An 11876-nucleotide genomic window follows, 5' to 3' on the forward strand; every position below is an offset into this window, starting at 1 on the left:
ACACCCATTCGAATCACCGAAGGAGGCAGTAACAAAGGCAGGTTTGTCATTCCACAGCACAGCACTCATCAGCCAGTTACCTCGATTTCATGCATGGTCCGGTACCCAAAGGCAACGATAAAGGCAGCACAATGCCACGAAATACCACTCATTAGCTAAGCTCCTCAATCAAATTGTGAGCACGGGCACGGGCCGCACCATCCAGCGCAATCAAATCATCCAGCGAACCCACAGGGGAACTCCCCAGCGCCAGCATGGTGGCCTCATTGACTCTGGCAATATCCATAAAACCGATCCGCTCTGCAAGGAAAGCCGCAACGGCCTCTTCATTGGCAGCATTGAGCGCCGTGGTCGCCGCCTGCCCTTGCTGACAGGCACTCATGGCCAGTGCCAGGCAGGGATAACGCTCATAATCGGGCCGGATAAAGCTGAACTCTCCGACACTGAAGAAATCCAAAGGTTCCACTCCGGACTCAACTCGAGCCGGATAGGCCAGTGCGTGCGCTATGGGGGTACACATGTCCGGATTGCCAAGCTGGGCCATCACTGAGCCATCCTTGTACTGCACCATGGAGTGGATCACTGACTGGGGATGGATCACCACCTGGATCTGCTCGGGCGCGGCGTTGAACAGCCAGCGCGCCTCTATGTACTCCAGCCCCTTGTTGATCATGGTGGCGGAGTCGACCGAGATCTTGGCACCCATGGACCAGTTCGGGTGGGCGATGGCCTGGGCCGGCGTGACCTGTGCCAGCGCATTGATATCGGTATAACGAAACGGACCGCCTGAGCCGGTCAGCAGTATCCTGCTGATGCCCGCCCCCGCCAGATCGCAGTAGCCGGGCTGGCGCTGAATGGCTTCGGGCAGGCACTGAAAAATCGCATTGTGTTCGCTGTCGATGGGCAGCAGCTCGGCGCCATGCTCGCGCACCGCCTCCATGAAGAAGGCCCCGGACATCACCAGAGCCTCCTTGTTGGCCAGCAGGATCCGCTTGCCAGCGCGCACTGCGGCCATGGTCGGTGCCAGACCCGCCGCACCGACGATGGCCGCCATCACGCTGTGTGCATCGGGGTGAGCCGCCACCTCGCACAGGGCAGCCTGACCAGACAGCACCCGCGTCGCGCTACCGTGGGTCTTGAGCTGGCCCGCCAGTGAGGTCGCGGCAGCATCATCCACCATGACGGCGAAACGGGGGGAAAACTCGAGACAGTCCCGCACCATGGCATCCACGCTGCGAGCGGCGGTGAGCGCCAGTACTTGCCAGCGCCCGGGATTGCGGCGCAGCACCTTGAGGGTGCTCTGCCCGATGGAGCCGGAAGCCCCCAGGATCACCAGGTTATGCATCAGAACTCCTGCTTGAGTAACAAACCAATGGAGCCGGAAGCTCTCAAAACCATCAGCAAGATGTGCATCAGAACTCCTGACTGAGTAACAGATAACTGAGCAGGAAGACTGGCAGGGCCGCAGTCAGGCTGTCGATCCGGTCGAGGATACCACCATGACCGGGCAATAGAGTGCCAGAATCCTTGATGCCTGCCTCCCGCTTGAACATGCTCTCGGTGAGATCGCCGAGCACGGAAGCCAGCACGGCCAGCAAGGAGCAGAACAGCACTATCGCCATCTTGACCGGCACGAAGCCCATGAACCAGGTCACACCGACCGCCAGCAGGCTGGCGGTAAAGAGGCCACCGCACATACCTTCGATGGTTTTACCCGGGCTGACGGCCGGCGCCAGCTTGTGTTTGCCAAAGGCCTTGCCGAAAAAATACGCGCCAGAATCTGCCGCCCAGACCAGCCCCATGACGAACAACAAAATCCAGGCCCCCATCATGGGGTCGTGATAGAAGTTGTAACCACGAATGGCCACCAGGGACCAGAAGAAGGGCACCAGGGTCACCAGACCAAACAGGGATTTGAGCCAGATGGACTCTTTCCACAGCCTGGCGCTCCGGGGATAGCGCAATACCAGCAGCAGCCCCAGCAGCCACCAGCTGACGGCGGTCCAGAGCACGCCCATCACCAGCGGATGCAGATGGGGGGTCCAGAGCTGATCGACCGGCAGCCAGAACAGGCTGGCACCGAGCAACAGACAGAACACCAGCGGCAACCATTGTTGCGGCTGGGCAGAGACGAAGCCACTCCACTCGCGGCTGGCCAACAGAAACACCAGAGCTGCCAACAGGGCAAAGAATTTCAACGGCAGGAAAAATAGCGCTCCCAATACCAGGGGAACAAGCAGTAATGCGGTAATAATTCGTTGTTTTAGCAAAAGAAACCTCTCTCTTGGGAGGGGATTTAGCCGGTCTGATGCTCGGCGATCAATTCCCGTATCTGTTCACCCGTACACCCGAAGCGACGCTCGCGGGCAACGAAAGAGGCAACGGCCTCACTGAACTCGGCCTCGTTGAAATCGGGCCACAATACCGGGGTAAAATAGAGCTCGGCATAGGCGAGCTGCCATAACACAAAATTGCTGATGCGATGATCGCCGCCGGTCCGGATCAGCAGATCCACAGGTGGTAAATCAGCCATGCAGACCTGCTCGGCCAGCAGGGACTCATCGATGGCATCGGCATCCAGCTCGCCTGCCGCCACGGCTCGGGCCAGTTTACGGGCCGCCTGGGCGATATCCCACTGACCACCGTAATTGGCAGCAATGTTGAGGGTCAGCCCCTTGTTGTCTGCAGTCAAAGCCTCGGCCTTGGCGATCCTGGCCTGCAAGCGCTCGCTGAAACGGGCGGTATCGCCGATCACCTTGAGCCGGATCCCGTTGCTGTGCAGTTGCTTGACCTCACGGCCCAGCACTGTCATGAAGAGTTCCATCAGGGCACTGACCTCCCCTTCCGGACGCCGCCAGTTCTCACTGGAGAACGCAAACAGGGTCAACGCCTCTATCTTGGCGCGCGCGGCAAACGTCACCGCCTCACGAACAGACTTCACGCCCGCCTTGTGGCCATAGACCCGCATCTTGCCACGGTTCTGAGCCCAGCGCCCGTTGCCATCCATGATGATGGCAACATGACGAGGCAAGGACGAATTGGCACAATCACCTAACGCTGCCAAAAGCGACATTCATTTCTCCCACAAAGACAAAAGCGCCGTGCAGGGGCACTACACGGCGCTCGTAATATACCTGTCAGAGGCTTAGATTTCCATTAGCTCCTTTTCCTTCGCGGCCAGGGCGTCATCCACCAGCTTGATGAAGGAATCGGTGAGTTTCTGGATCTCTTCCTGAGCACGACGGTCATCGTCTTCGGAGATCTCTTTGTCTTTGAGCAGTGCTTTCAGATCGGCGTTGGCATCACGACGGATGTTGCGCACGGCCACACGGGCACCTTCCGCTTCAGCACGGACGATCTTGGTCAGATCGCGGCGACGCTCTTCGGTCAGCGGCGGCAGGGGCACACGCAGGGTCTGACCGTTGCTGGACGGATTCAGGCCCAGATCGGAGGTCAGGATGGCCTTTTCTACCGCCTGGATCATGGAACGGTCAAAAATGGAGATGGACAGGGTGCGGGCATCTTCTGCCACCACGTTGGCCAACTGTTTCAGAGGAGTGGCAGCACCGTAATACTCAACCTGGATACCGTCGAGCAGGCTCGGGTGAGCACGGCCAGTACGGATCTTGGACATCTGGGTCTTGAGCGACTCTACGCTCTTGGCCATACGGTCCTTGGCGTCGTTTTTAATCTCGTTGATCACAGTGGTTTTCCTTTTGGCGAACGAGCCATCACGCGGCTCGTGTCTATCATATTTATCTTATTTGCCGATGTGGTGGATCAGCGTGCCTTCCGGCTCACCCATGATAACCCGACGCAATGCACCCGGTTTGTTCATGTTGAACACGCGGATCGGCAGATCGTGGTCACGGGCCAGAGTAAAGGCTGCAAGATCCATCACCTTGAGCTCTTTTTCAAGCACTTCGTTGTAGCTGAGCTCATGATACAGCACGGCGTCCGGATTCTTAACCGGATCCTCGTTGAATACGCCATCGACCTTGGTCGCCTTGAGCACAACATCGGCTTCGATCTCGATGCCACGCAGGCAGGCTGCAGAATCGGTGGTAAAGAAGGGGTTGCCGGTACCGGCAGAGAAAATCACCACTTTGCCGGCGCGCAGCTGGCTGATGGCCTCGGCCCAGCTATAGGAATCGCAGACACCCTGCAGGGAGATGGCAGACATCAGACGGGCATTCACATAAGCACGATGCAGGGCATCACGCATGGCCAGACCGTTCATCACGGTAGCCAACATACCCATGTGGTCGCCCACCACGCGGTTCATGCCCGCTTTGGCAAGACCGGCACCACGGAACAAGTTGCCGCCACCGATGACCAGACCGACCTGAACACCCAGCTCAACCAGTTCCTTGATCTCTTGGGCCATCCGCTCCAGCACAGCTGGATCAATGCCAAAACCCTCGGATCCTTGCAGGGCTTCACCACTCAACTTCAGAAGAACACGTCTGTATGCAGGCTTGGGATTGGTACTCATGTCACTGATTCCTGGTCATATAAAGACCGCGACATAAGTCGCGGTCTGGGGAAACGGAAAAACCGGTTCGATTAGGCCTTCTGAGCGGCCGCGATTTGGGCTGCTACTTCAGCAGCGAAATCGGTCTCTTGCTTCTCGATGCCTTCGCCCACTTCGAAACGGGTGAAGGAGACAACGTCAGCGCCTTCTTTCTTCAGCAGCTCGGCAACGGTCATGGAAGGATCCTTCACGAACGGCTGACCAGTCAGGGAAACCTCACCGGTGAACTTCTTCATGCGGCCTTCAACCATCTTCTCGGCGATGTCTTTCGGCTTGCCGGAGTTGATGGCGATGTCGATCTGAATTTCGCGCTCTTTGGCAACGACTTCAGCAGACACGTCTTCAGGCTTGACGAACTGCGGGCTGTTGGCAGCAACGTGCATGGCCAGATCTTTGGCCAGCTCGGCAGTACCACCGGTCAGCTTGGTGATAACACCAATGCGGGAACCGTGAACGTAGGTGCCCAGGTTGTCACCTTCAACCAGCATCACGCGACGCAGGTTCATGTTCTCACCGATCTTGGCGATCAGGTTGGTGATGGTCAGTTCGACGGACTCACCGTTACCGAAGTCAGCCGCTTTCAGTGCGTCAACGTCAGCAATTTTCTGGGTCGCAGCGATATCGGCGATCTTCTGGCCCATTGCCATGAAGCTGGCATCTTTGGCGACGAAGTCGGTTTCGCTGTTCAGCTCGATCATGACGGCAACGTTGCCTTCGGTACGAGCAAAGATCACGCCTTCAGCAGCGATACGGCCTGCTTTCTTGGCGGCCTTGGCCTGACCGGATTTGCGCATGTTTTCGATAGCCAGCTCGATATCACCAGCGGCTTCTTCCAGCGCTTTTTTGCAATCCATCATGCCAGCGGCGGTGCGCTCGCGCAGTTCTTTTACCAGGGCGGCAGTAACGTTAGCCATGTCCAGTATCCTCGGTCTTGAATTGACAAGAAACAGGGGCCACAAGGGCCCCTGCTAACCAATTACATCAGCTTGGTTAATAAGGGCTTTACAGTCCTTATCAATTACTCAGCTTCAACGAAGCCATCTTGTTCAGCTTGAACAACGATGTCCTGAGCGCGAGCTTCCAGTACGGTGTCAGCAGCAGCATTCAGGTACAGCTGTACGGCACGGATAGCATCGTCGTTACCCGGGATGACGTAATCAACGCCGTCCGGGTTGGAGTTGGTATCAACGATGGAAACTACCGGGATACCCAGGTTGTTGGCTTCTTTGATAGCAATGTGCTCGTGGTCGGCATCGACAACGAACAGCACGTCAGGCAGGCCGCCCATGTTCTTGATACCACCCAGGCTCTTCTCGAGCTTGTCCATTTCGCGAGTACGCATCAGCGCCTCTTTCTTGGTCAGCTTTTCGAAGGTACCGTCCTGGCTCTGGGTTTCCAGATCTTTCAGACGCTTGATGGACTGACGAACGGTTTTCCAGTTGGTCAGCATGCCACCCAACCAGCGGTGGTTGACATAGAACTGGTCACAACGACCGGCGGCATCTTTTACGGCTTCAGACGCGGCACGCTTGGTACCTACGAACAGTACCTTGCCTTTCTTGGCAGCTACGGAGCTGATGAAGTTCATGGCATCGTCAAACATCGGAACGGTTTTTTCCAAGTTGATGATGTGAACCTTGCTGCGGGCACCGAAGATGTAGGACTTCATTTTCGGGTTCCAGTAACGAGTCTGGTGACCGAAGTGAACGCCGGCTTGCAGCATGTCGCGCATAGAAACTTTAGCCATTATATACCTCTGTATTGGGGTTAGGCCTCCACACATCCCATGTAACCGACCCCAAAGGGGCACCCCGGTACAGGTGTCGATGTGTGTGTGTTATTGATTAAGGGTGATGAAATGTGGACGCAAGTTCCCCATTCCGGCGCGCTTTATACCATACCTTTGCTCAGGACACCACCGACCACAGTGCTAAAAATGGATCCCTGCGCGCAATGCTGACCAGAGGATTTGACGTTGTGATGACAATCACACTGGAAGTAAACGGGGGTTGGGGATAAAATTTTGGCCTGATTGCAAACGCATCTATTTTTCATTACCTGATTGTTGGGCATCGACAGGATGCGCAGTCAGGCCCCAAGAGAGATCCCATGTCCATTAAAATCAAGACACCGGAAGAGATTGAAAAGATGCGCGTTGCCGGCCAGCTGGCCGCCGATGTGCTGATCATGATAGCCCCCCACGTCAAGGCAGGCGTCACCACAGATGAGCTGAACACCCTGTGCCACGACTATATTGTCGACGTGCAGCAGGCTATTCCGGCTCCGCTCAACTACCACGGCTTCCCCAAGTCCATCTGCACCTCGGTGAACGACGTGATTTGCCATGGCATCCCCAACCACAAGAAATTGCGCGAAGGGGACATCATCAACCTGGACATCACAGTCATCAAGGATGGCTACCACGGCGATACCTCCGCCATGTTCATCGTGGGTGAGACCACACCGCTGCGTCGCCAGCTGTGCAAGGTCGCCCAGGAGAGCCTCTACGCTGCCATCAAGCAGGTGCGCCCCGGCATGTGCATCACAGAGATAGGCGCCCTGATCCAGCCCATCGTCGAGAAGGCCGGTTTCTCCGTGGTGCGTGACTACTGTGGTCACGGCATCGGCAGCGAATTCCACGAGGAGCCGCAAATTCTGCACTACCGCAACGGTGGCAAGCAGGAGCTCAAACCGGGCATGTGCTTCACCATAGAGCCCATGGTCAACAGCAAGAAATATCACTGCCGCATCAACCCGAAAGATGGCTGGACAGTGACCACCAAGGATGGCGGCGATTCCGCCCAGTGGGAACACACACTGCTGGTGACCGACGATGGCTGCGAGGTGCTTACCCTGCGCCCCGATGACACTATCGACCGCTATATCAAACACGGTTAACATCAAAAACCCCGGCGCCGAAGCGAGAAGGCACCGGGGTTTGTTTTTATCAGCCGCTGTGTATGCGTGCGACAAGAGCGTGAGATGCCATGGATGCCAGCCTGCTTTCCCCCCATCTGTTACCCGACGATCAGCTCACCCGCGAGAACTGCAAAGAGTATCTGGGCCGCTTTCTCGGCTGGTTGCACGCCCGTTTCGATGCCGGCGACAACATCATAGAGCTGGTTGCGACCCGTTCCGAATACATGGATGCGCTGCTGACCCGACTGTGGCAAAAATTTGGCTTCGACAAGACAGATCTCAGCCTGATAGCCGTCGGCGGCTATGGCCGTGGCGAGTTGCATCCCCACTCCGACATCGACCTGCTGATCCTCTATGAAGGCGAGGAGCTGGACGAGGTACTGGGGCTGCGCATCGGTGAGTTCATTACCCTGCTGTGGGATCTCAAGCTGGAGGTGGGTCAGGCGGTACGCAACGTGGCCGAGTGCATCGAGCAGGGCCGCGCCGACATCACGGTCGCCACCAACCTCATAGAGGCCCGTTTCATCACAGGCCGCAAAGCCGGTTTCGAGCAGCTCACCCTGGCCACGCGTCCCGAGCGCTTCTGGCCGAGCGAGCAGTTCTTTCAGGCCAAGCGCGAAGAGCAGGCCCTGCGCCACCAGCAATTTCTTGGCACTGCCTACAAGCTGGAGCCCGACCTCAAGAGCAACCCTGGCGGACTGAGAGACATTCAGACCCTGGCCTGGGTCGCCCGCCGCCACTTCGGCGCCACCACATTGTTCGAGATGACCAGCCACGGCTTTCTCAACCGGGCGGAGTACCGTGAACTGCTCGATTGTCAGAACTTCCTGTGGAAGGTGCGCTTCGCCCTGCACATGGCCATCAACAAGGGTGACAACCGGCTGCTGTTCGACCGCCAGCGTACCGTGGCCCAGATGTTGGGGTTCGAGGGGGAAGGCAACAGCCCGGTCGAGCAGATGATGAAGCGCTTCTACCAGACGGTACGGCGAGTCTCCGAGCTCAACGAGATGCTGCTGCAGCTGTTTGACGAGGCGATCCTCGGCAACACCGCTATGGACGTGCGCCGCCTCTGCGACGAATTCCAGCTGCGTGGCCGCCTCATCGATGCGGTGGACTCAGAGCTGTTTGGCCGCGAGCCCGCTGCCATACTGCGGCTCTTCTACCAAATAGCCCAGCATCCCGAGATTGCCGGCATTCACTCTGCCACCTTGCGCCAGCTGCGCGAGGCGAGGCGCAAACTCAATTGCTGGCTGCAGGATTTGCCCGATTGCCGCCGCCTGTTCATGGCGCTGCTGCGCCACCCCAACGGCATCGGCCAGCCCCTCACCCTGATGCACAAGTACGGCATACTGGCGGCCTACCTGCCCCAGTGGAACCTCATCGTCGGCCAGATGCAGTTCGACATGTTCCACGCCTATACGGTCGATGAGCACACCCACCGGCTACTCAAGAACATTCACCAGTTTCCCAATCCGGCCAGCCGCCAGACCCACCCGCTCTGCCACGAGGTGTTTACCCGGCTGCGCAAGCCGGAACTGCTCAGCATAGCGGCCCTGTTCCACGACATCGCCAAGGGGCGCCGCGGGGATCACTCAGAGCTAGGCGCCGTGGACGCGCTGGAGTTCTGCCAGCTGCATGGCCTGGATCGCTACGAGAGCCGACTGGTGGCCTGGCTGGTGCGCCACCATCTGCTGATGTCGGTCACCGCCCAGCGCCGCGACATCTACGACCCGGACGTGGTCACCGACTTCGCCCAGAAGGTGCGCGACGAGCAGCACCTCGACCTTATCTATTGCCTGACGGTGGCCGATATCTGCGCCACCAACGACACCCTCTGGAACGACTGGAAAGGCACCCTGCTGCGCGAACTCTATTTCGCCACCCAGAAAGCCCTGCGCCAAGGGCTGGAAAACCCGCCCGACATGCGACTGCGCATTCGTGAGAACCAGCGCCAGGCCAAGCAGATCCTGGCCCAGCGGGACGTGCCGGAAGAGGCCATCAACCAGCTGTGGAGCGATTTCAAGGCCGACTACTTCCTGCGCCACACTCCTGAGCAAATCGCCTGGCATTGCCGCAAGATCATCGAGCACGGCGACAATCCGGCACCGCTGGTGATCATCGGCAAGCACCCGACCCGGGGTGGCAGCGAGGTATTTATCTACTGCCGAGACACACCAAATCTGTTTGCCACCGTGGCCTCGGCACTGGATCAGAAAAACCTCAACATCCATGATGCCCAGATCATGAATTCCCGCAGCGACTATGTGCTGGATACCTTCGTGGTGCTGGAGCCCAGCGGCGAGCCCATCAGCCCCAACCGCACAGCCACCATCAGAAAGGCGCTGGAGAAAGCACTGCAGGAACCGGGCAAGCTGTTGCTGCGCAACAAGCCGCTGTCGCGGCGCCACCGTCAGTTCAGCGTGCCGACCCGGGTGGTGTTTCTGCCCCACAAGGGCGAAACCCGTCACACCCTGCTGGAGCTGACGGCACTGGATACCCCTGGCCTGCTGGCTCGTATCGGCGCCGTGTTCCAGCAGTGTGGCCTCTCCCTGCACGCGGCCAAGATCACCACCATAGGCGAGCGAGTGGAGGACTTTTTCAGCCTCACTACACTGGCGGGGGAGCCGCTGAATCAGGCCGAACAACTGGCGCTGGAGGATCGACTGGTGAGCCAGCTCAACCCGCAGGAATCGGCGGATGAAGCCCCTGACGGCGAGCCGTTGACAGGCCTCACAAGGCGCCTTTCTTCATCCTGATTCTTCAAATAGAACAAGTGGTTGGGCCACGTGAGTATAATAAATCGCCATTCTCCTGAAGAAATCGGCTTGAGCCCTTAAAAACAATTGGAAAAGTGTGATACAACAAACCGAATTTTTTAAAGGAAACCTGTCATGACCGAGTTGCAACAGATCATCGAAGCGGCCTTCGAGCGCCGTGATTCCATCACTCCCGGCTCCGTCGATGCCGCCACCAAGTCCGCCATCCTGCAGACCATAGACCTGCTGGACGCCGGCAAGGCCCGTGTCGCCGAGAAGATTGCCGGCGAGTGGGTGGTACACCAGTGGTTGAAGAAGGCGGTGCTGCTCTACTTCCGCATCAATGACAACGGCATCATCAAGGGCGACGATGCCCAGTACTACGACAAGGTTCCTCTCAAGTTCTCCGACTACACCGCCGAGCAGTTCAAGGAAGCGGGGGTGCGTGTGGTGCCGCCTGCGACGGCTCGCAAAGGCTCCTTCATCGCTCCCAATACAGTGCTGATGCCTTCCTACGTCAACATAGGCGCCTTCGTCGATGAAGGCACCATGGTCGATACCTGGGCCACAGTGGGCTCCTGCGCCCAGATCGGCAAGAACGTACACCTCTCAGGCGGCGTCGGTATCGGCGGCGTGCTGGAGCCGTTGCAGGCCAACCCGACCATCATCGAAGACAACTGCTTCATCGGTGCCCGCTCCGAAGTGGTTGAAGGGGTTATCGTCGAGGAAGGTTCCGTCATCTCCATGGGCGTCTTCATCGGCCAGTCCACCCGCATCTATGATCGCGAAACCGGCGAAATTCACTACGGCCGCGTGCCGGCGGGTTCAGTGGTCGTTTCTGGCTCCCTACCCTCCAAGTGTGGCAAGTACAGTCTCTACGCCGCCGTCATCGTCAAGAAGGTAGATGCCAAGACCCGTGCAAAGGTCGGTATCAATGCCCTGCTGCGTTCCATTGACGAGTAATGCCTCTCACCATTGAGAACAAGGGCGCCTGATGGCGCCCTTTTGATTTTGGCGCCCCTGTCACAGGCAAGCCGCATCGACTCGGTTAAGATAGATTGGTCAGGATCGTTTCAAACCGAGGAAGCCCGATGTACGAAAATCTGAAGAGCCTGGGGATCCAGGAACCCACCTCAGTGGACAGCTATACCCTGCGCCAGGAAGCCAATCACGACATCCTCAAGATCTACTTCAAGAAGCAGAAGGGCGAGTTCTTCGCCAAGAGTGTCAAATTCAAATATCCTCGCCAGCGCAAGACCATGCTGGTCGACTCGGGTACTCATGAGTACAAGGATGTCACCGAGATCAACGCCAATCTCAAGTACGTGGTGGATGAGCTGGACAACCTGACTCAGGGCGTACATATCCAGGCAGACCCGGATATCAAACAGAAGATACTGCGTGACCTGCGCCACCTGGAAAAAGTGGTGCAGAACAAGATCAGCGAAATAGAGCGGGATCTGGAAAAACTGTAAGCCAGCACCAACAACAAGGGCGCCCATCAGGCGCCTTTTTTTTGGCTTGAATACGTGTCACACCACTGGCTCATGACGCTGGTATCAGGTGTTGGCACCTCACGCCTGCGCACTTCTCCCTTGAGGCACTTTTCGATACAGCAAGCCAAGATACCTGAATATTCCTTATCCAGGCTCTTTACCAGGTCAAAA

General features: G+C 57.7%; 11 protein-coding genes. 4 read left to right on the plus strand and 7 right to left on the minus strand.

Features of this window, described 5'->3' with window-relative positions:
* Nucleotides 1-151: 151 nt before the first annotated feature.
* The 7 genes from ispC to rpsB form a co-directional block, all read right to left on the minus strand.
* Nucleotides 152-1345: a 1-deoxy-D-xylulose-5-phosphate reductoisomerase gene (gene ispC, locus ONZ54_RS16735; RefSeq protein ID WP_271786726.1), complete on the minus strand. Its 1194-nt coding sequence runs from the start codon at nt 1343-1345 to the stop codon at nt 152-154.
* 67 nt (nt 1346-1412) lie between these two features.
* Entirely contained in the window at nt 1413-2270 is an 858-nt protein-coding gene (locus ONZ54_RS16740) for a phosphatidate cytidylyltransferase (RefSeq protein ID WP_096118000.1), read from the minus strand.
* 26 nt (nt 2271-2296) lie between these two features.
* Nucleotides 2297-3073: a polyprenyl diphosphate synthase gene (uppS, locus tag ONZ54_RS16745; RefSeq protein ID WP_005312081.1), complete on the minus strand. Its 777-nt coding sequence runs from the start codon at nt 3071-3073 to the stop codon at nt 2297-2299.
* 72 nt (nt 3074-3145) lie between these two features.
* Nucleotides 3146-3703: a ribosome recycling factor gene (gene frr / locus ONZ54_RS16750; RefSeq protein ID WP_005312078.1), complete on the minus strand. Its 558-nt coding sequence runs from the start codon at nt 3701-3703 to the stop codon at nt 3146-3148.
* A gap of 57 nt (nt 3704-3760) precedes the next feature.
* Nucleotides 3761-4495: a UMP kinase gene (gene pyrH / locus ONZ54_RS16755; protein WP_005312076.1), complete on the minus strand. Its 735-nt coding sequence runs from the start codon at nt 4493-4495 to the stop codon at nt 3761-3763.
* Between the two features lie 71 nt (nt 4496-4566).
* The gene (gene tsf, locus ONZ54_RS16760) at nt 4567-5448 is read right to left on the minus strand and encodes a translation elongation factor Ts (protein ID WP_005312074.1); all 882 of its coding nucleotides are present in this window, start codon (nt 5446-5448) and stop codon (nt 4567-4569) included.
* A gap of 104 nt (nt 5449-5552) precedes the next feature.
* Nucleotides 5553-6281, minus strand: coding sequence for a 30S ribosomal protein S2 (gene rpsB / locus ONZ54_RS16765; RefSeq protein ID WP_005312073.1), 729 nt, complete (start codon nt 6279-6281; stop codon nt 5553-5555).
* Nucleotides 6282-6643: 362 nt separating this feature from the next.
* On the opposite strand from rpsB, the gene map reads away from it, so the two are divergent.
* From map to ONZ54_RS16785, 4 genes are all read left to right on the plus strand, one after another.
* The gene (map, locus tag ONZ54_RS16770; RefSeq protein WP_005312070.1) at nt 6644-7432 is read left to right on the plus strand and encodes a type I methionyl aminopeptidase; all 789 of its coding nucleotides are present in this window, start codon (nt 6644-6646) and stop codon (nt 7430-7432) included.
* 89 nt (nt 7433-7521) lie between these two features.
* Entirely contained in the window at nt 7522-10209 is a 2688-nt protein-coding gene (gene glnD, locus ONZ54_RS16775) for a bifunctional uridylyltransferase/uridylyl-removing protein GlnD (RefSeq protein WP_271786727.1), read from the plus strand.
* Between the two features lie 135 nt (nt 10210-10344).
* Nucleotides 10345-11172: a 2,3,4,5-tetrahydropyridine-2,6-dicarboxylate N-succinyltransferase gene (dapD, locus tag ONZ54_RS16780; protein ID WP_005312067.1), complete on the plus strand. Its 828-nt coding sequence runs from the start codon at nt 10345-10347 to the stop codon at nt 11170-11172.
* 128 nt (nt 11173-11300) lie between these two features.
* Complete coding sequence (locus tag ONZ54_RS16785) at nt 11301-11684, plus strand: DUF3461 family protein (protein WP_005312064.1); 384 nt, start codon at nt 11301-11303, stop codon at nt 11682-11684.
* Nucleotides 11685-11876 lie beyond the last annotated feature (192 nt).

It is taken from the genome of Aeromonas salmonicida, assembly GCF_028355655.1.
GTDB classification, from domain to species: Bacteria; Pseudomonadota; Gammaproteobacteria; order Enterobacterales; family Aeromonadaceae; genus Aeromonas; species Aeromonas salmonicida.

What these genes read in the sequence shown, in the direction of transcription:
- ispC (WP_271786726.1), bottom strand. Translation starts at nt 1,345, where the DNA reads ATGCATAACCTGGTGATCCTGGGGGCTTCCGGCTCCATCGGGCAGAGC.
- uppS (WP_005312081.1), bottom strand. Translation starts at nt 3,073, where the DNA reads ATGTCGCTTTTGGCAGCGTTAGGTGATTGTGCCAATTCGTCCTTGCCT.
- pyrH (WP_005312076.1), bottom strand. Translation starts at nt 4,495, where the DNA reads ATGAGTACCAATCCCAAGCCTGCATACAGACGTGTTCTTCTGAAGTTG.
- tsf (WP_005312074.1), bottom strand. Translation starts at nt 5,448, where the DNA reads ATGGCTAACGTTACTGCCGCCCTGGTAAAAGAACTGCGCGAGCGCACC.
- rpsB (WP_005312073.1), bottom strand. Translation starts at nt 6,281, where the DNA reads ATGGCTAAAGTTTCTATGCGCGACATGCTGCAAGCCGGCGTTCACTTC.
- map (WP_005312070.1), top strand. Translation starts at nt 6,644, where the DNA reads ATGTCCATTAAAATCAAGACACCGGAAGAGATTGAAAAGATGCGCGTT.
- glnD (WP_271786727.1), top strand. Translation starts at nt 7,522, where the DNA reads ATGGATGCCAGCCTGCTTTCCCCCCATCTGTTACCCGACGATCAGCTC.
- dapD (WP_005312067.1), top strand. Translation starts at nt 10,345, where the DNA reads ATGACCGAGTTGCAACAGATCATCGAAGCGGCCTTCGAGCGCCGTGAT.
- ONZ54_RS16785 (WP_005312064.1), top strand. Translation starts at nt 11,301, where the DNA reads ATGTACGAAAATCTGAAGAGCCTGGGGATCCAGGAACCCACCTCAGTG.